The following is an 18,386-nucleotide window of genomic DNA, read 5'->3' on the forward strand; positions in this document are numbered from 1 at the left end:
TATACCTTTTCGGTATGCGTTCGCGATAAAACAGATACTTTAAATATATCGGCTGGCATGGTACGATTCAACTATAAACGAGCAACAAGGAGAGATCAAAGACGATGAACAAGGCCATTACCATAGAACTTTCTACTAACAAAAAGCAAAAACCTAAAGCATCCGAGCTTGGATTCGGCAAGTACTACACGGACCATATGTTCATTTTGGACTATGATGCAGCCAAGGGCGGCTGGTACAACCCGCGCATCGTCCCTTATCAGCCGATTTCGCTTGATCCGGCAGCAAAAGTGTTCCATTATGGCCAAACGATCTTTGAAGGCCTTAAAGCTTACCTGACCGGCGATGGCAAAATCCGTATGTTCCGTCCGGAGCAGAACATGGCGCGCCTCAACCGTTCCAATGCGCGTCTCAGCATCCCTGCCGTTGACGAGGAACTGGCGCTTGAAGCACTGAAGCAGCTTATCTTGACAGACCGCGACTGGATCCCTTCCGACGCGGAAACTTCCCTGTACGTACGTCCATTCGTTATCGCAACCGAAGCGCAGCTTGGCGTTAACGCATCGACGCAATACATGTTCATGATCATCATGTCCCCGGTAGGCTCTTACTACGCGGAAGGCATTCATCCGGTTAAAATTCACGTGGAATCGAAGTACGTTCGCGCGGTACGCGGCGGCGTGGGCAACGCGAAGACAGCCGGCAACTACGCGGCAAGCTTGAAAGCGCAAGAAGAAGCTTATGCGCAAGGCGCATCCCAGGTTCTGTGGCTGGACGGCGTTCACCGCAAATATATCGAGGAAGTCGGCAGCATGAACGTCTTCTTCAACATTGACGGTACGGTTGTAACCCCTGCACTGAACGGAAGCATCCTGGACGGCATTACGCGCGACTCGATCATCCGTCTGCTCAAGCATATGAACGTGCCGGTAGAAGAAAGACAGCTGTCGGTTGACGAAGTGATTGCGGCTCATCAGGAAGGCCGTCTTGTTGAAGCGTTTGGTACGGGTACTGCCGCTGTTATTTCTCCGATCGGAGAATTGTCTTGGGAAGGTACGCGTTACGTCATTAACGAAGGAAATACCGGCGAGCTGTCGCAAAAACTGTACGACACGCTGACCGGTATTCAAAAGGGTACGGTTGAAGATCCGTTCGGCTGGTCCATCGTTCTTGAACCTTCCGAGCATCTTATTTCGAATTAATTGCCATACGTCTTGACAGTCATTTGATCGAGACTTTTAAATTCATAGCCTTGCTTGCGGGCTTCGTCAATAATCGAGCCGAGCGCGGCAGCATTGTCTTTGGATACGGTATGAAGCAGGATTACCGCTCCGGGATGAAGCTGCGCGACAACTTGATTAAAGGCGAAGCCCGCTCCTTTTTGCTGATTGACGTCCCAATCCTTGTAAGCGACGGACCAGAATACGTTCGTATATCCGGAATCCTTGCTTACCGCAAGAACATTATCGCTAAAGATTCCTCTTGGCGGCCGCAGGTAGGTCATGGCTTGCTGACCGGTAAGCGATTGCACCTGCTCTCTTACCTTTTCGAGCTCTGTACGGATCTGGCTCGACGAGATTTGCGTCATATCCGGATGCGTCCAGGAATGATTACCAACCAGATGTCCCTCATTGACCATTCGCTTCACCAGCTCCGGCTGGTCCTTCACGTAATGCCCCGTCACGAAAAAGATCGCGGGCACTTGCTTCTCCTTAAGCACGTCCAGCACCTTCGGGGTATACCCGTTCTCATACCCGTTATCGAAGGTCATGTACAGCTCCTTCTTGGTTGTGTCCCCGAGAAAAATCGCCCCATGCTTCATGACAATATCCTTGAAGCCCTCTTCATTAATGGACGGCAGCTGTCCACCTACGCTTTTCTTGAATCCGAAATGAAACGGCCCCTGCTGTGCTTCAGCCGGATGCTGCGCAACCAGCAAGGACAAAACGGCTGCGATCCATAAGGTATGGATCCATGCTGATGTTTTTCTCATTCCTCTTTCTGCTCCTCTATGTGTAGTCCGTTTATTTTCCCCGCATTCTCCGTTTCCAATCCACTATTTTCGAATTGACAAAATTAGTTGTCAGGCATATAGTTGTTATAACAACTAATTTTGGAGCGTGATTCGCTATGCATCAGAAAGGATTGGATCATTCGATTGGCTTCCTGCTCGGAGCAACCTACCGGAAGCTGACGAATTTCTTTAGCTCCCGCATTAAGGAATTTGGCTTGACGCCCGAACAATGGGCCGTTCTCTACCGTGTCCGCGAGGAAGACGGCTTAATACAGAAGGAAATTGCCGACCGTGCGGGCAAAGACAAGCCTACAACAACCCGAATCCTCGATTCCCTGGAGGCAAAAGGCTTTGTTACGAAGCGTGCCAGCGAGCATGACCGGCGTTCCTTCCAGGTCTTTATCACCGAGCAAGGACGAGCGACGGCGGATGCCATCGAACCGATTGAATACAGCACGATGGTCGAAATCGCGCAAGTCTTGTCTACGGACGAATACGAGCAAATGACAAGCCTTCTGAAAAAATTAAATGAACATGCAAAAGGCTTAATCGATCAAGAAAAGGAGTAATGAGCAACATGAACATACAACCAGACAAACTATGGAGCCGGTCATTCGTAACCTTAACGGTCAGCTATTTACTGCTGTTCTTGAGCCTGCAAATGCTGCTGTCTCCATTCCCTACTTACGCGAAAGAACAATTTCATCCGAATAACTTCGCGCTTAGTCTTGTAACAAGCCTATTCGCCTTAGCCGCAATCGTTACGCGGTTTGCCACCGCTGCCTTGCTTCGCAAGGTTCACCGTAATGTTATTTTGTTCGTGGGTCTTGTATTGGCAGCAATAGCAACTGTCCTCTACCCGTTCGCGGGCTCCATGACATCGCTTCTTATTCTTCGCGCGTTGTTTGGTATCGGCTTCGGGATGACGAGTACCATTATCCCTACCCTGGTATCGCAGATTATCCCGAAGAAAAGAACCGGAGAAGGCATCGGTTACTTCGGTTTATCGACCAGTATCGCTATGTCCCTTGGTCCTATGATTGGTCTTTCCGTCATTAAGCAATTTGGATTTACGACCCTCGCGATGATCGGTACGATTGCCCTCGTTCTTATTATTCCGTTGCTTCTTGTTATGCGCAGCATTCCAAAGCAGCCTGCCAAGCCCGCCCCATCGGCAAACAAGTCCGAGTCAGGAGAATCGGCTTCCGGATCTTCAACCGGCCGTATGATGGTGCCCGCTATTCTTAATGTGTTAATGTCCGTTACTTACGGCGGTATCCTTGGATTTATTGCGCTCTATGGCGCTCAAAAACATATTGAACAGATTGGCCTGTTCTTCTTATTTATTGTATTTACCGTCTTTATTATCCGTCCGATTTCCGGCAAGCTGTTTGACCGCCGCGGACCGATGCCCATCGTTATCCCAGGCGCGCTTGTTGTCATTGCCAGCTTAATCATCTTGTCCTATGCAGACTCCCTTCCGTTGATTATCGTATCCGCATTACTGTACGGGTTTGGTTTTGGCGCCATCCAGCCGACAACGCAAGCATGGATGCTGCGCGAGGCAGCTCCTCATCAAGTCAGCTTCGCGAACAGCTTGTATTACAATACGATTGATTTTGGGGTAGCCGTAGGCTCCATGCTGCTCGGTATCGTCGCTTCGGCTTCCAGCTATTCGGTGATGTACCGTTGGGCAGCGGTAGCCATGGTCATCTTTATGCTTGTTTACCTGGTCAGCTTGGTCATTGAAAGAAAGAACCGGGCTGCCGCACCTGCTGCCGCTCGCGAGAAAACAGCAGTAACTTCGAGATAACAATAAAAAGCCGGCAAAGAAGTCCGGGGTCGCCAATAATTGGTTGACGCCCCACTTCTGTTGCCGGCTTTTTTATTTGATATATAAATATTTGTCTAGATTAAAGAAGAGATAATATGGCATTATAAATGGTTGTAACAGAAACTTCCAGCCTCTGATTGGACATCCGCATTCTAATTTAATGGTCTCTTTTTCTTGTATAGTGAACGAATAACGATTGCTCCCGCACCAATCGATCTTCAGATATAATTCGTACTCTCCCGGCTCAAGCTCATAACGGATGGTTTCATCGTTAGCGATTTTTTCATATTCGGTGCCGTTTAAGAACACTTTGAAATTTCTAAGCCAATTTGAGAATTGATTCGTCCTCTTTAACTCAAGAATCGCAGACACAACACACCTCCGATCATACATTTTCTTCTAATTAAAACAATTTTATCTCTGTGGATCAATCCCTTTTGTTCTTTTTAATCCTTATTAGTCTTGTAACTTTCGCCGAATAGAGCTACTCTAATTGGAAATAGATTCTAAATTGGAAATAGATACTAAATTGGAAGTCAATTCTGAATAAAAAGGCGCTGGTAACCATGACTAGTAAAGGCATGCCCATAAGCTCATTGGAGCTAAACCGGGCTATCCTTGCAAGGCAAATGCTGCTCGAACGTTCGAATACGCCTGTTTACCATGCATTAGAATGGTTTATCGGTTTGCAGGCCCAAGCTCCCCAAGCACCTTACTACTCGCTTTGGACAAGGCTTGAGGGATTTGTCCCAGACGATCTATCCACGCTTATCTCGAATCGGTTGGCAGTAAGGATCGCTTTGATGCGCTCCACTCTTCATTTGGTATCGGCAAATGACTGCCTGCTTCTCAGACCATGGGTCCAGCCGGCTCAAGAGCGCGCGCTCAAGGGTAGCTTCGGCAAACGGCTTGCCGCAGTTGATTTGAACATCCTTGCATCGGAAGGAAGAAAACTCGTAGAGGAGCAGCCCCTTACCTTCAGCGAGATCGGCAAGCTGCTAGTCCCGTATTGGCGGGATTCCGATCCGGAGGCACTTGCAGCAGCTGTACGTACCTATGTCCCTCTCGTTCAAGTTCCGCCACGCGGATTGTGGGGAGAAAGCGGTCAGGCCCTTCATACTTCCGCTGAAGTTTGGATGGAGCAGCCTATGCTTGAGCAGCCGGACGTCGAACAGCTTGTACTGCGATATCTGAGTGCTTACGGCCCTGCATCCGTTAAGGATATTCAAGCTTGGTCCGGGCTTACTCGACTTAAGGATTATTTCGAGAAGCTTAGACCGGGCCTTGTTATTTTCCGAGATGAACTAGGAAATGAATTATTTGATCTGCCCGATGCTCCTCGTCCGGATCCCGGCAACATACCTCCGGTCCGCTTCCTCGGAGAATTTGATCCCATTCTGCTTGGCATTTCCGACCGCTCGCGAGTAATGAACCGTCATTATGGCAAACGAATCTTCACGGCTAACGGCATTCTCCGCTCAACGATTCTTTTGAACGGTTATATCGAAGGGTTATGGTCGATCGAGCGTGACACCGGGCTAGCCGCACTCCATATCGATCCATTCCGCCCTCTCACGAAAGAGGAACAGCTAGATCTCATTCAAGAGGGCCAAAAACTGTTGGAGTTCGCTGTACCAGGTGTTACTCATGAAATCCGTTTTATAAAATAAATTAAAGGGCCATCCCATTGTCAATGACAAGTGGAATGGCCCTTTTGCCTGCCTTACGGATTAACGGCGGCCGTAGCTTTGTTCGTTCCAGCGCAGCTCTTGGCGGAACTGGCGGATTGTTGTGTTGTTGTCAATAACGACAACCTCGATGCCGAGCATATCTGCCCAGTCAACAAGCTGATCCGTCGTTACGACATACGACAGCACCGTATGATGCGCGCCGCCTGCATAGATCCATGCTTCAGCCGAATCGCGAAGGGATGGACGCGGCTTCCACAACACGCGGGCAACCGGAAGCTTAGGCATTTCCTTCTCTACCTTCACCGCGTCTACTTCGTTGATGATAAGGCGGAAACGGTTGCCTAGGTCGACCAGGGATGCGTTTACGGCTTCGCCTGCTTTACCGTCGAAAATGATACGCGCAGGATCGGCTTTGCCGCCGATTCCGAGCGGATGAACTTCAATGCGAGGCTTGCTCTCCGCAATTGTCGGACATACCTCAAGCATATGAGCGCCAAGAATCATCTCGTTGCCGTTTTCCAGATGGTAAGTATAATCCTCCATGAACGACGTGCCAACATTGCCGGCCATCAGCTTCATAATGCGGGTAAGCGCTGCAGTCTTCCAGTCGCCTTCACCGCCGAAGCCATAGCCTTGCTCCATCAGGCGCTGAACAGCCAGACCCGGAAGCTGCTTCATGCCATGCAGGTCTTCGAAGGTTGTTGTGAATGCCGTATAACCGCCTGCTTGCAGGAAACGCTTCATGCCAAGCTCAATTTTTGCCTGCTCTTCGATAGCTGCCCAAGCTGCTGCATTGTCGCGGACACTGCTTGCAATCTCGTAACGCTCTGTGTACTCGTTCAGCAGTTCTTGTACCTCTGCATCGCTCACTTCGTTCATGCTGGCAACCAGATCACCGATGCCGTAGCCGTCAATCTGCCAGCCAAGCTGGATTTGCGCTTCGACTTTATCGCCTTCGGTAACGGCTACTTGACGCATATTATCGCCGAATCTTGCGATCTTCAGGTTCTTGCTCTCCATGGACGCTGCTGCGGAGTTCATCCATGCGCCGATGCGGGATTGAACCTCGCCCTCCTGCCAATGTCCGGTAACCACTTTGCGGTCAAGGCCAAGACGGGCAAAAATATGACCGAATTCGCGGTCGCCGTGAGCCGACTGGTTCGTGTTCATAAAGTCCATGTCAATGGAATCCCAAGGAATATCGCGGTTATATTGCGTATGCAGATGAAGGAGCGGCTTGCGGAGCTCGGAAAGTCCTCTGATCCACATTTTCGCCGGCGAGAAGGTATGCATCCAGGCAACAACGCCCGCGCAATTTGGATCCGCTTTCGCTTCAATGCAAACTTTGTAAATTTCCTCCGGAGTTGTCACTACCGGTTTGTATACAATCTCAAATGGAAGGTTAGAAGATTCGTTTAATCCCGCAGTAATGCTTTGCGAATGCACGGCAACCTCTTCCAAAGTCTCTGGACCGTACAAATGCTGACTGCCTGTTACAAACCAAAATTGATAAGGTTTAATGGATAACACCATAATTCCTCCTAGCTGAGAATGAATTTGTACGTACATGATCTGAAAATAAAATAAAAATAGAGGATAAGTTGTACGTACAACTTATCCTCTATACTACTCCGAACATGGCCGGATTTCAATATGCATTTTGATAATTTTTTTGCGTTTTATAGCTTGTCCATACGGTAAGTGTATCCGCAAAACTTACATTTAAATAGTACTCCGTCTTCTCCGACGATATAAGTCATGCGGTCATCGTCTTCCAGCTCGATAAATTCTCTTCCTGTTTCGTCGCGGTCTCCGGTTGCAAACAGCCCTGTTTTGTTGCCGCATTCGCATTCAAAGATCAAAACCATAATTTCCAATCCCCTTTCCTATTTTTTTCTATTATATTAGTAACTTTCTCATATAAAGCTTGACAATGATACGATTCGTATCATAAATTACTATTAGTGAGTGTAACATATTGCTTGATTGATACCAATGTGAGGAGCGAATGACCTTGACGATGGGAGATCGCCTAAAGGAGCTGCGCCGAGAGCGAAGCTTATCGCAAGAAATAGTTGCACAATCCATCGGAATAACGCGATCCGCTTACAGCCACTACGAGATCAACAACCGGCAGCCCGTGTACGAGACTCTGATTAAGCTAGCGTCCTTTTTTGAAGTCACTACGGATTTTATTATCGATGGTGATACACGCGGTACAGAGCCTCAAGTAGCAGCAGATGCAGCTGAGATCATCCGTCTGCTCAATAACATGGACGAAGACAAACGCAAGGAATCCATCGACAAAATGCTGGATGCTATCCGGGAGTCTTAATTAGCCGCTGTCCAACTATGACTAGCGGCTACTAAGCCTCTTCCCCCCGGCAAGAGCCATTACGAGGCATACGATTGCAAATCCGGCTGCATAACCGCCGATTATGTCAGTGGCGTAATGCACGCTGAAATATAAACGCGATGCTCCCATTAGTATGATCAATGCAATAGCGATCATAGCCGTCATCCACTTCACCGTACGGTTTATACCGCTATCCGCTACAACCCAGGCCGCCGCCAGACTGTACATCACAATAGCCAGCATGGCATTGCCGCTCGGAAAGCTCGATCCGTCAGCTTCGATTCCCCAAGCCATTGCCGGTCTTGCCCGGTCAAAGCCTGATTTCACCAGCGTGTTCGCCGCATAGGCTCCCGCTACCCCCGCAATGAGCAGAACCGCGCTCCTCCACCCCTGCTTCCAGGCAAACCATATCGCAAGAAAAAGCGTAATTGCGATAATGCCTACCGTTGACCCCAATGTTGTCATTGCCTTGAACACATCGGTTAAGGTACCGCTATGTATGCTTGCAAACCAATCCGCAACCGATTCATCCAGCTGCGAGACATTATGGCGCGAAGCCAGCATTGCATCTGCGATAAAGATAATCAAGCTTGCCGTTAAACCGATTAACCACCCTTGTTCTCGAATAATAAGTCCCTCCTGAAAAGAATTGACGCGCTTTTTGCTTTTTGCGGCGATTCTTGCTTCGTAAGCGTTAACCTAAAGAATTGTCTCGCGCTTTTTGTGGCGATTCTTGCTTCGTAAGCATGAACCTAATTGCTTCATCTGGTGCGCTTCGTTATAATAGTCGAAGACTTTCATTATAATACAACGAAAATTATACACCAAGGAAGGATTACAATAACATGTACGTAGCAGATAAATGGGTTGATTACGAGGTCATTGATACTGGTGCGGGGGACAAGCTTGAACGCTGGGGCCAATATATTCTCCGCCGTCCGGATCCTCAGATCATTTGGCCAATCGCCGATGAATCCGGAGCCTGGAAAAAGGCAGACGGACATTATCACCGCAGCTCCTCCGGAGGCGGACAATGGCAGTTCAAATCCAGCCTGCCCGAGCGCTGGACCATCGCTTACGGCGAGCTTAAGTTCCACATTAAGCCGACCAACTTCAAGCATACCGGCCTGTTCCCCGAACAAGCGGTGAACTGGAGCTGGATGATGGACAAAATCCGTTCCGCAGGCCGTCCAATCCGCGTGCTGAACCTGTTCGCCTACTCCGGCGGAGCTACGGTTGCTGCAGCGGCAGCCGGCGCGGAAGTCGTGCACGTGGACGCTTCCAAAGGCATGGTGCAATGGGCGAAAGAAAATGCGCAGCTATCCGGCCTTGAAAGCGCGCCAATCCGGTACATTACCGATGATGTCTTCAAATTCGTGCAGCGCGAGCAGCGCCGCGGCCGCCAATACGATGCGATCATCATGGATCCGCCTTCTTACGGACGCGGACCTAACGGCGAAACCTGGAAGCTGGAAGAGAACCTCTATCCGTTCCTGGAATTCTGCACGACTATCCTTTCGGATAACCCGTTGTTCCTGCTGATCAACTCCTATACGACCGGCCTGTCTCCGACCGTGCTCCATAATTTGCTGCATACGACGATGAAGGGCAAATTCGGCGGCATGATCAACTCCGGCGAAATCGGCTTGCCGATCACCCAATCCGGCCTGCATTTGCCTTGCGGCATTCTTGGGCGCTGGGAGTCGGAATAATGGCTGCAGGGAACGAAGCAACTCAAATACCGGTATTGTATGAAGATAATCATATCATTGCCGTAGTCAAGCTCCCCGGAATCCCGTCCCAAGAGGACGAAACCGGGGACCCTGACATGCTGACGCTAATTAAACAGGATCTGAAAATCCGCCATAACAAGCCGGGGAATGTCTTCCTCGGCCTCGTTCACAGACTGGACCGGCCCGTTGGCGGGGCGATGCTGTTCGCGAAAACCTCCAAGGCGGCGTCCCGCTTGTCCGAAGCCGTCAGAAGCCGCACTTTCGGTAAAACGTATGTCTGCGTTGTTCACGGCAAACCGGCTAAGCAGCAGGACCGACTTCGCCATTACATACGCAAAGACGCCAAACGCAATCAAGTAACCGTATTCAAAGAACCCGCAGCCGAAGCGAAAGAAGCCATTCTGGAATACAAGGTATGCGCACAGGCTGGAGGTTACTCCCTGATCGCCGTAAAGCTGCATACCGGCAGACCGCATCAAATCCGGGCTCAAATGGCTTATATCGGCTGTCCGCTTGTCGCAGACCGCAAATACGGCGCTCCGGTCACGGCGTCCGTAACCGATATCGCCCTATGGTCTACTTCGGTGGAAGCGCCTCATCCGGTTACGAAAGAGCTTCAATGCTTCCGGTCCGTTCCATACGGTTCTCCCGCATGGTCCTGGTGGACAAGCGATCAGCTCGAGGAAGCATCCAGCATCTACCTTTAAGGAGGGATTCGCCCTTCATGCGCAGAATGCGAAGCAAGAAGCGCTTGACCATTCATTTCTTTCTCCTGCTGCTTTCGGCAGCAAGTATCTTGATTATCGTTACCGCAACTCTCAAGCAGGACTCCGTCAAACCAACTGTCGTCTCAAACAGTCCTGAGCCTTCCGTAGAGCCTGCAGCCACTCCGGACCCTACGGTTGCACCAACCGCGATGCCGGAGCCGACGCCAACGCCGGTGCCAACCCCGGAATACGAGGAAGCCGTATGGATGGCCGTAGGCGACATCATGATGCATAAGCCGGAGCTTCCCGGCGCGTATGACAGCAAAACTAAGAAATACAACTTCAATTATTTCTTCGACGAAGTCAAACCGATTCTTGAACAAGGCGATTGGGTAATGGCGAATCTGGAGACACCGGTTGCCGGCCCCGCATACGGCTATACGGGTTATCCAAGCTTTAATGCCCCGGTGGAGCTGCTGGACGCGCTGCAGTATGCCGGATTCAACATCCTGACCAATGCCAATAATCATTCGCTCGACAAAGGCGACAAAGCACTGATGCTCACCTTGCAGCATCTCAAGCAATATCCATTTGTCATCAAAGGTACGGCGGAATCCCAGGAAGAAGCGGATACGCCCGTCATTGTCGAGCATAACGGAATCAAGATGGGGCTGCTCGCTTACACCTACGGAACAAACGGAATCCCGCTTCCGAAGGGCAAGCCGTACGCCGTCTCCTTAATCGATGAGCAGAAAATGATAAACGATATTCATCGCTTGAAAGAGCTTGGCGCGGATTTCGTAACGATAGCCTTGCACTTCGGCATTGAATATCAGACCACGCCTAACGATGAGCAGAAGCAGTTGGCCCGCAAGCTGGTTGCCGAAGGAGCGGATATCATTGCCGGCTCCCATCCCCATGTTATACAGCCGTACGAGGTACTTGATGCCACCGACGCGAGCGGACATGAAAGACACGGACTTATTATTTATTCTATGGGCAATTTCATCTCCGCACAGCGCGGCGACACTAAGGATTATGGCGTAATCTATAAAGTAACCGTACGAAAAAATAAATCCGACGGCTCAATCGAGCTATCGGATATTGAAGCAACTCCTACATGGGTACACCGTTACTTGTCGGGCAGCTATTATAAATACCGCATCCTGCCGGTCGAGCAGACGATTACAGCGGCCAGCGACAGCTTGCTTACGGAGAATGACTACAGCTCCATGAAGCAAACGCTTAAGGTTCTTCGCAATCGTCTGCGCGCTATGTTAAACACGGATTCACGCTAATCAAGCATTTGCAACCTTGCCCAGCAGATACACGAGAAGCTGCTGGTTATGGGAAGAAATACGGTCCAGCGAATCTCCAATAAGCTTGGAGCGGACTTCCGCTCCGCGCTGGGCCTCGCTTCTTCCTTTTTCCGATACGGAAACCCATACGATCCTGCGGTCTTGATTGTCTCTTGTACGTACAATTAACTCGTTGCGCTCCATCCTGTCGAGCAAAGTTGTAATGGCAGCAGGAGTTGTCGCAAGATACTGCAGCAGTTCAGAAGGCTTCATTGGCTCATGCCGCAGCAAAATATCAAGTACATTCAATTGACCTTCCGTCAGAGGCGCAAGTCCATCTTCCAAACTATCCTTCCAATCTCTTGTCATCTTCATCCACAGCCGAGTAAATTCTTCTGAAACCATATGAGCACCCGCTTCCTGTCCAATTTTCTCATTTATACCAATTATAACATTCGCTAATGTCGAATAAAAGGTTAACCCGATTAATAATTTGAGTCATTAATCGCGATAAAGTCGAACATTCTGACAACAGTAGACATACAATGGGCATAGGCATCTGACCAATTCGTCGAATCGATGCATGAAGGAGTGATCCCTATGGATGACCAAAAAGCAGAAATCATTCGCAAGATAAAAGCCTACGGCATCATAAAAGACCCACAATGGCTTGACCGCCCGGATGAGCTGGTGCCAATGTGGGTCATGTTTGATGCAATCATTCGGTTGATTGAACGGTTTGATCCGCCTAACCGGCCTTATGATTGAGGAGATATCTCAGGTCTGATAAAGATCGTCGCAATAACATCGTTTTTCTCGAGCGGGAGCAGGATGCGTCCAATGGACTTCCGGTCTTCAATCGGCGCTTTTTCCGAAGACGCCGCAAGCTGGCCGCCTTGCGATGTAAGCGCTATAATGCCTAACTCTTCCTTGCAGTACAAAGCTGCGACGAGTGCGGAGCCGTTCGGCTTCACGCGCTTGCCTTCCTTGAATTCGAAGGTTTGAACGCCTTTGCCGCCTCTTCCTTGAAGCGGATAGTCAAGCAGCAGCGTGCGTTTCGCGTAACCCAAATCCGTCACGACGAGCACTTCGCCTTCGTCATCCGCAACCCATTCCGCCGCAATCAGCTCATCGTCTTCTCTAAGCTGCATGCCGCGTACGCCTGCTGCGACGCGCCCCATTGCATTTACTTCCTGCTCGCTGAATCGAATGCTCATGCCAAGCTTGCTGACGAGCAGCAGCTGCTTCGTTCCGTCGCTTAGCATCACTCGGATAACCTCGTCTCCGTCCGCAACCTTGGCGGCTGCAATGGCGGTTGAACGGGTGGTCATGTATTCTTTAAGCTCCGTCCGTTTCACCTGGGCGCGTTTCGTAACGAATACAAGCGATGCTCCAGGCAGATTGAAATCTTTCACCGGAATAATGGCTATGATGGAATCGTCTTTCGGAATCGGTACGATATTGACGACCGCCGTACCCGTATCCTTCCATTTGAACTCCGGAATTTGATGCACGGGAAGCATGTAGTACTGGCCTTTGCGGGTGAACAGCAGCAGGTTATCAATCGTATTTACTTCGTAAACGCTGCTGATGGCGTCGCCTTCCTTCACCCCTGCCGTCTGCAGATCGCCGCCCGACCGGGTGAACGACAGCATGCTTGTCCGCTTCATATAGCCTTCTTCGCTAAGCGTAACGATTACGTCTTCGGATTGAACCATAACCTCCAGGTTCACCTTCAGCTCTTCCACTTCGCCGCGGATCGACGAGCGGCGGTCGATGCCGTATTTCTCGCGGATCTCCGTCAACTCATCCTTGATTACGCCAAGCAGCTTCTTCTCGCTCTCGAGGATCGAACGCAGGTAAGCGATCTTCTTCTGCGTTTCTTTCAATTCCTTCTCCAGCGACGTAATCTCCAGGTTCGTCAAACGGTACAATTGGAGTGTCAGAATGGCATCCGCTTGCCGCTCGCTGAACCCGTATTTCGCTACGAGGTTGTTTTGCGCGTCAGCGCGGTTCTTGGAAGCCTTGATGGTCGCAATTACTTCGTCGAGGATATTAAGCGCCTTTACGAGGCCTTCCACGACATGCGCACGCTCTTCGGCTTTCTCAAGCTCATATTTGGTCCGGTGAGTCACGACTTCCTTCTGATGGTCGATATACGCGCTTAAAATCTGCTTGATGCCAAGCTGCTGCGGCGCTTTGTTCACAATCGCAACCATGTTGAAGTTGTAAGTGACCTGCAGATCGGTTTTCTTCAGCAAATATGCCAATATACCGTTCGCATCCGCATCCTTCTTCAGCTCGACAACGATACGAAGCCCGTTGCGTCCGCTCTCGTCCCTAACCTCGGAGATCCCCTCTACCTTCTTCTCGAGACGGATATTTTCCATCGCGCTGACAAGACGGGATTTTACGACCTGATAAGGAATTTCCGTAATGGTAATTTGCTGGCGTCCGCCGCGGACATCCTCGATCTCGACCTTCGAGCGAATATAGATGCGGCCTTTGCCCGTCGTATAAGCCTCGCGGATTCCTTCCTCGCCCATAATAATGCCGCCGGTCGGGAAATCCGGGCCCTTCACGATGCCCATCAGCTCTTCGACGGTCATTTCCGGACGAGCCATGACGGCAATGCAAGCGTCGATCGTCTCGCGCAGGCTATGGGGCGGGATTTCCGTTGCGAAGCCTGCCGAAATCCCGCTTGTACCGTTCACCAACAGGTTCGGGTAACGTGAAGGCAAAACAACCGGCTCTTTTGTCGTATTATCGAAATTGTCCTTGAATTGGACGGTTCGTTTATCGATATCGCGCAAAATTTCCATGGCGATTGGCGACAAACGCGCTTCGGTATAACGCATTGCCGCTGCCGGGTCATCATCCATCGAGCCCCAGTTGCCGTGTCCGTCAATCAGAACATGGCCCATCTTCCAAGGCTGCGCCATCCGCACCATGCCCTCATAGATGGAAGAATCGCCGTGAGGATGGTAGTTACCCATAACGTCCCCGACCGTTTTCGCCGATTTGCGGTATGGCTTGTCCGGGGTATTGTTCGAATCGTACATCGCATAAAGAATGCGGCGCTGAACGGGCTTAAGCCCGTCCCTTACGTCAGGAATCGCGCGGTCCTGAATAATGTATTTCGAATAACGGCCGAATCGGTCTCCGACGACCTCTTCCAAATAGGCCGGTAAAAACTGTTCAAGCATGCCCATGCCGTTACCTCCTATTCTACGTATACTGTGAAGTCTACGTTCTCAATAATCCAACGCTTGCGCGGGTCAACCTTGTCGCCCATCAGGGCGGACACGCGGCGTTCCGCTTTTGCCGCATCCTCGATCTGCACCTGCAGCAGCGTCCGCGTCTCCGGATCCATCGTGGTCTCCCACAGCTGATCGGGATTCATCTCGCCAAGCCCTTTATAGCGCTGAAGCTCAAAGTTCTTGCCGAATTCCTTCAAATAATTTTGCAGCTGGTCATCCGTCCATGCATACCGGACCGTCTCCAGCTTGCCCGATTTGCGAGTGATCTTGTATAAAGGCGGCTGAGCGATATAGACGCGCCCGGTGTCGATCAGCGGTTTCATGTACCGATAGAAGAACGTCAGCAGCAGCACTTGGATATGCGCGCCGTCCGTATCCGCGTCGGTCATAATAATGATTTTGCTGTAATTGCATTCATCCGCGTCAAACTCCGGGCCAACGCCCGCTCCAATCGCGCTTATTATGGCTTTGTATTCCTCGTTCTTCAGAATATCCAGCAATTTCGCTTTTTCCGGGTTCATCGGCTTGCCCTTCAGCGGCAGAATAGCCTGATGCTTCGAATCCCGGCCCTGCTTCGCCGAGCCGCCCGCCGAATCGCCTTCGACGATAAACAGCTCGTTGCGCGAGAAATCTTTCGACTGAGCCGGCGTCAGCTTGCCGTTCAGATTGGAGCTTTCGCTCTTCTTCTTGCCGCTGCGGATCTCTTCGCGCGCTTTGCGTGCCGCTTCTCTTGCCTTGGAGGCTTGTACCGCCTTCTTCAGCAGCATTTGCGCGACCTGTGGATTCTCTTCCAGGAACACCTGCATCTTGTCGGAGACTACGGCGTCTACCGCGCTGCGAGCCGACGCGCTGCCCAGCTGGTCCTTCGTCTGGCCGACGAATTCGACCTCGGACATCTTGATGTTAATGACCGACATCATGCCTTCGCGCAGATCATTGCCTTCTAGATTCTTTTCCTTTTCCTTCAGGAGACCAGCCTTGCGGGCATATTCGTTCATAACCCGCGTATAAGCGGTTTTGAAACCGGTCTCATGCGTACCGCCGCCGCGTGTCGGGATCGAGTTTACGAAGGATGCGATCGTCTCGGTATATCCGTCGTTGTACTGAAGTGCTACTTCCACTTCAATCTCGTCCTTCTCTCCCGTGAAATGAACGACATCGTGCAGGACGGTCTTGTCGTCGTTCAAATATTGCACGAACTGGCGGGCGCCGCCTTCGTAGTGGAAAATATCCTCTTTGCCGCTGCGGTCGTCCTTGATCGTAACCTTAAGGCCCGAGTTCAGGAATGCAATCTCCTGCAGGCGCTCGGCCAGGGTATCGTAGTTCAGCGAGGTGCCGCCCTGGAAGACGCGCGCGTCCGGTTTGAACGTTACCTTGCTACCCGTTCGGTTCGTGTTCCCCGTAATCTCAAGCCCTGTTACCGGCTCGCCGACATGCTCCTTGCCTTTATCGTCTACCCAGTATTCGAAGCGCATCTTATGTATTTTCCCGTCACGGAAAATTTCCACTTCAAGCCACTCGGACAATGCGTTTGTTACCGAAGCGCCTACGCCGTGCAGACCGCCGGATTTCTTGTATCCTCCGCCGCCGAACTTGCCGCCCGCGTGCAGGATGGTGAATACGACCTGCGGCGTCGGAATTCCTGTCTTATGCATCCCTGTCGGAATGCCGCGCCCGTTATCCTGCACGGTAACCGCGCCATTCTTGTGCAGCGTGACGTCGATCGCCGTACAAAATTTCGCTAAATGCTCGTCCACGGCGTTATCGACGATTTCCCAGACCAGATGATGAAGGCCGGAGCTGCTCGTGCTGCCAATGTACATGCCCGGCCGCTTTCTGACAGCGGTCAAGCCTTCGAGCACTTGTATGTCATCGGCCTCGTAATTCCGTTCCGGGGCCGCTGTTTTTGCGAAAAGATCTACTTGCTCTGCCATGGGTATGCCTCCTAAATTTTGCGAAGCTTCACGTTTCCATATCTTCAAGCTATTTTAATTCAACTTATCCCGATTAGTAAAGATACGAGTATAACGACGGTTATGAAGTTTGTGCCCTTATCAATATCGGTCAAATGCGCTCGATGGATTAACAGAATAACATAAATTCGCGTCCCACGCTAAATTATTCATGCTCGTTATCGCCAAGTTCCATTCATGACTCGCCAAAAAAGGAGCGGCTCCTCCTTGTTATCGCACAAGGGAAGCCGCCGCTAAGAAGTCTGATTAGTCGTACTGAATATGGAGTGATTCCGCCGCTTGGCGGGCCAGATCGCGCGCCTCGTCAACGCTGCCGGCCGAGCTCAAGGCTACGGCCATCCGGCGGCCGACTTTCGTCTCCGGCTTGCCGAAGACGCGTACCTGCGTATTCGGCAGAGCGAGCGCTTGTTCAACGCAGCCGATGCGGAAGGAAGCCGATTCGCGGTCCGCCTTCAGCGTATGGGTTGCCCCAGGCGTCAGCAGCCGGATCGTAGGGATAGGGAAGCCGAGAATAGCGCGTACATGCAGGGCGAACTCCGACAAATCCTGCGTCGCCATTGTAACCATGCCCGTATCGTGAGGACGAGGAGATACTTCGCTGAACAGAACGCCGTCCCGTGTAATAAACAGCTCTACCCCGTACAGCCCGTACCCGCCAAGCTCGTCCGTAATACGCAATGCAATATCTTCCGCTTGCTTGATTTGCTCCGGAGTCATATCATGAGGCTGCCAGGACTCGATATAGTCCCCATCCTTCTGAACATGGCCGATTGGCGCGCAGAAGCTTGTTCCGGATACCGAACGGATCGTAAGAAGCGTAATTTCGGATTCGAACGTAATAAAGCCTTCCACGATAATCCGCGCTTTTTTCGCGCGGCCGCCTTCCATCGCATAATTCCAGCAGCTTTCGATGTACGCTTCCGTCTTGCAGACGCTTTGCCCTTTGCCGGAAGAGCTCATGATCGGCTTGATTACGCAAGGCAGACCAATCTCTTTGACTGCGGCCTTAAGCTCGTCAAGCGAATCCGCGAACCGATAAGGAGCCGTTGGGAGACCAAGCGTCTCGGCCGCCAGACGGCGGATGCCCTCGCGGTCCATCGTCAGGCGAGCCGCGCGTGCGGTAGGGATGACGTTAAAGCCTTCTTGCTCAAGCTCCAGCAGCGTTTCGGTAGCAATCGCTTCAATCTCCGGAACGATAAAGTCCGGCTTCTCGTCTTCGATAATCCGTCTGATTGCGGCACCGTCAAGCATATCCGTAACATGGCAACGATGGGCAACCTGCATGGCCGGCGCGTTCGCATAGCGGTCAACCGCGATAGTCTCTACGCCAAGGCGCTGTGCCTCAAGCGCAACCTCCTTGCCAAGCTCGCCCGAGCCGAGCAGAAGAAGCTTGCGTGCATTCGTTGTCAATGGTGATCCATACATAATTAAAAAGAACCTCCCGGAAGAACCCAGCGTCGAGCGAACGGAATATCCTCGTATTCCTCGAAGTCTGGTTTATTTTCTTCCATTGTGGAGGT

At 51.1% G+C, this 18,386-nt stretch carries 17 protein-coding genes; 9 read left to right on the top strand and 8 right to left on the bottom strand.

Translation table 11 applies throughout. From position 1 onward, the window contains the following. The first annotated feature begins 104 nt into the window (after window positions 1-104). Window positions 105-1,202, top strand: coding sequence for a branched-chain amino acid aminotransferase (locus CFI03_RS28835; protein WP_248762567.1), 1,098 nt, complete (start codon window positions 105-107; stop codon window positions 1,200-1,202). Here CFI03_RS28835 and pdaA read toward each other — a convergent pair. Then, complete coding sequence (pdaA, locus tag CFI03_RS28840) at window positions 1,199-1,993, bottom strand: delta-lactam-biosynthetic de-N-acetylase (RefSeq protein WP_248762568.1); 795 nt, start codon at window positions 1,991-1,993, stop codon at window positions 1,199-1,201. The two genes, CFI03_RS28835 and pdaA, sit on opposite strands and share 4 nt — an antisense overlap. Before the next feature lie 137 nt (window positions 1,994-2,130). Here pdaA and CFI03_RS28845 point away from each other — a divergent pair, with 137 nt between their 5' ends. From CFI03_RS28845 to CFI03_RS28855, 3 genes are all read left to right on the top strand, one after another. After that, window positions 2,131-2,583 carry a MarR family winged helix-turn-helix transcriptional regulator gene (locus tag CFI03_RS28845; RefSeq protein WP_127499207.1) on the top strand — a complete coding sequence of 151 codons (453 nt, stop codon included), beginning with the start codon at window positions 2,131-2,133 and terminating at the stop codon, window positions 2,581-2,583. A gap of 8 nt (window positions 2,584-2,591) precedes the next feature. Then, entirely contained in the window at window positions 2,592-3,827 is a 1,236-nt protein-coding gene (locus CFI03_RS28850) for an MFS transporter (RefSeq protein ID WP_248762569.1), read from the top strand. A 587-nt stretch (window positions 3,828-4,414) separates the two neighbouring features. Next, window positions 4,415-5,518, top strand: a complete 1,104-nt coding sequence (locus CFI03_RS28855) for a winged helix DNA-binding domain-containing protein (RefSeq protein WP_248762570.1) — start codon at window positions 4,415-4,417, stop codon at window positions 5,516-5,518. 60 nt (window positions 5,519-5,578) lie between these two features. Here the strand turns inward: CFI03_RS28855 and araA are convergent, their stop codons facing one another. Beyond that, entirely contained in the window at window positions 5,579-7,069 is a 1,491-nt protein-coding gene (gene araA / locus CFI03_RS28860; protein WP_248762595.1) for an L-arabinose isomerase, read from the bottom strand. Between the two features lie 149 nt (window positions 7,070-7,218). After that, on the bottom strand, window positions 7,219-7,407 hold the full coding sequence (locus CFI03_RS28865; RefSeq protein WP_248762571.1) for a hypothetical protein: 189 nt from the start codon (window positions 7,405-7,407) through the stop codon (window positions 7,219-7,221). A 152-nt stretch (window positions 7,408-7,559) separates the two neighbouring features. Between CFI03_RS28865 and CFI03_RS28870 the strand changes: the two genes are divergently transcribed. Then, complete coding sequence (locus tag CFI03_RS28870; RefSeq protein ID WP_236013277.1) at window positions 7,560-7,874, top strand: helix-turn-helix domain-containing protein; 315 nt, start codon at window positions 7,560-7,562, stop codon at window positions 7,872-7,874. Between the two features lie 21 nt (window positions 7,875-7,895). Here the strand turns inward: CFI03_RS28870 and CFI03_RS28875 are convergent, their stop codons facing one another. Continuing rightward, window positions 7,896-8,483 (bottom strand): phosphatase PAP2 family protein, encoded by a 588-nt coding sequence (locus CFI03_RS28875; RefSeq protein WP_248762572.1) that lies wholly within the window; start codon window positions 8,481-8,483, stop codon window positions 7,896-7,898. A 257-nt stretch (window positions 8,484-8,740) separates the two neighbouring features. Here CFI03_RS28875 and CFI03_RS28880 point away from each other — a divergent pair, with 257 nt between their 5' ends. The 3 genes from CFI03_RS28880 to CFI03_RS28890 are packed head-to-tail and all read left to right on the top strand — an operon-like array spanning window position 8,741 to window position 11,633. Continuing rightward, window positions 8,741-9,607 (top strand): class I SAM-dependent methyltransferase, encoded by an 867-nt coding sequence (locus CFI03_RS28880; protein WP_248762573.1) that lies wholly within the window; start codon window positions 8,741-8,743, stop codon window positions 9,605-9,607. After that, the gene (locus CFI03_RS28885; RefSeq protein WP_248762574.1) at window positions 9,607-10,335 is read left to right on the top strand and encodes an RluA family pseudouridine synthase; all 729 of its coding nucleotides are present in this window, start codon (window positions 9,607-9,609) and stop codon (window positions 10,333-10,335) included. Before CFI03_RS28880 ends, CFI03_RS28885 begins: the two co-directional genes overlap by 1 nt. Before the next feature lie 17 nt (window positions 10,336-10,352). Continuing rightward, window positions 10,353-11,633: a CapA family protein gene (locus tag CFI03_RS28890; protein WP_248762575.1), complete on the top strand. Its 1,281-nt coding sequence runs from the start codon at window positions 10,353-10,355 to the stop codon at window positions 11,631-11,633. On the opposite strand, the gene CFI03_RS28895 is transcribed toward CFI03_RS28890, so the two are convergent. After that, on the bottom strand, window positions 11,634-12,038 hold the full coding sequence (locus tag CFI03_RS28895; RefSeq protein ID WP_127499002.1) for a MarR family transcriptional regulator: 405 nt from the start codon (window positions 12,036-12,038) through the stop codon (window positions 11,634-11,636). 195 nt (window positions 12,039-12,233) lie between these two features. On the opposite strand from CFI03_RS28895, the gene CFI03_RS28900 reads away from it, so the two are divergent. Beyond that, entirely contained in the window at window positions 12,234-12,401 is a 168-nt protein-coding gene (locus CFI03_RS28900) for a hypothetical protein (protein ID WP_164775626.1), read from the top strand. Here the strand turns inward: CFI03_RS28900 and gyrA are convergent. From gyrA to purT, 3 genes are all read right to left on the bottom strand, one after another. Beyond that, window positions 12,392-14,845: a DNA gyrase subunit A gene (gene gyrA / locus CFI03_RS28905; protein WP_248762576.1), complete on the bottom strand. Its 2,454-nt coding sequence runs from the start codon at window positions 14,843-14,845 to the stop codon at window positions 12,392-12,394. The two genes, CFI03_RS28900 and gyrA, sit on opposite strands and share 10 nt — an antisense overlap. Before the next feature lie 11 nt (window positions 14,846-14,856). Further along, on the bottom strand, window positions 14,857-16,827 hold the full coding sequence (gene parE / locus CFI03_RS28910) for a DNA topoisomerase IV subunit B (protein WP_248762578.1): 1,971 nt from the start codon (window positions 16,825-16,827) through the stop codon (window positions 14,857-14,859). Window positions 16,828-17,112: 285 nt separating this feature from the next. Next, window positions 17,113-18,291 (bottom strand): formate-dependent phosphoribosylglycinamide formyltransferase, encoded by a 1,179-nt coding sequence (gene purT / locus CFI03_RS28915; protein WP_248762580.1) that lies wholly within the window; start codon window positions 18,289-18,291, stop codon window positions 17,113-17,115. Window positions 18,292-18,386: the final 95 nt, after the last annotated feature.

It is taken from the genome of Paenibacillus sp. ATY16 (genome assembly GCF_003399985.2).
GTDB classification, from domain to species: Bacteria; Bacillota; Bacilli; order Paenibacillales; family Paenibacillaceae; genus Pristimantibacillus; species Pristimantibacillus glycanilyticus.

What these genes read in the sequence shown, in the direction of transcription:
- CFI03_RS28895 (WP_127499002.1), bottom strand. Translation starts at nt 12,038, where the DNA reads ATGGTTTCAGAAGAATTTACTCGGCTGTGGATGAAGATGACAAGAGAT.
- CFI03_RS28850 (WP_248762569.1), top strand. Translation starts at nt 2,592, where the DNA reads ATGAACATACAACCAGACAAACTATGGAGCCGGTCATTCGTAACCTTA.
- CFI03_RS28880 (WP_248762573.1), top strand. Translation starts at nt 8,741, where the DNA reads ATGTACGTAGCAGATAAATGGGTTGATTACGAGGTCATTGATACTGGT.
- CFI03_RS28890 (WP_248762575.1), top strand. Translation starts at nt 10,353, where the DNA reads ATGCGCAGAATGCGAAGCAAGAAGCGCTTGACCATTCATTTCTTTCTC.
- CFI03_RS28865 (WP_248762571.1), bottom strand. Translation starts at nt 7,407, where the DNA reads ATGGTTTTGATCTTTGAATGCGAATGCGGCAACAAAACAGGGCTGTTT.
- CFI03_RS28870 (WP_236013277.1), top strand. Translation starts at nt 7,560, where the DNA reads ATGGGAGATCGCCTAAAGGAGCTGCGCCGAGAGCGAAGCTTATCGCAA.
- CFI03_RS28885 (WP_248762574.1), top strand. Translation starts at nt 9,607, where the DNA reads ATGGCTGCAGGGAACGAAGCAACTCAAATACCGGTATTGTATGAAGAT.
- CFI03_RS28835 (WP_248762567.1), top strand. Translation starts at nt 105, where the DNA reads ATGAACAAGGCCATTACCATAGAACTTTCTACTAACAAAAAGCAAAAA.
- parE (WP_248762578.1), bottom strand. Translation starts at nt 16,827, where the DNA reads ATGGCAGAGCAAGTAGATCTTTTCGCAAAAACAGCGGCCCCGGAACGG.
- pdaA (WP_248762568.1), bottom strand. Translation starts at nt 1,993, where the DNA reads ATGAGAAAAACATCAGCATGGATCCATACCTTATGGATCGCAGCCGTT.
- CFI03_RS28900 (WP_164775626.1), top strand. Translation starts at nt 12,234, where the DNA reads ATGGATGACCAAAAAGCAGAAATCATTCGCAAGATAAAAGCCTACGGC.
- CFI03_RS28855 (WP_248762570.1), top strand. Translation starts at nt 4,415, where the DNA reads ATGACTAGTAAAGGCATGCCCATAAGCTCATTGGAGCTAAACCGGGCT.
- purT (WP_248762580.1), bottom strand. Translation starts at nt 18,291, where the DNA reads ATGTATGGATCACCATTGACAACGAATGCACGCAAGCTTCTTCTGCTC.
- CFI03_RS28845 (WP_127499207.1), top strand. Translation starts at nt 2,131, where the DNA reads ATGCATCAGAAAGGATTGGATCATTCGATTGGCTTCCTGCTCGGAGCA.
- gyrA (WP_248762576.1), bottom strand. Translation starts at nt 14,845, where the DNA reads ATGGGCATGCTTGAACAGTTTTTACCGGCCTATTTGGAAGAGGTCGTC.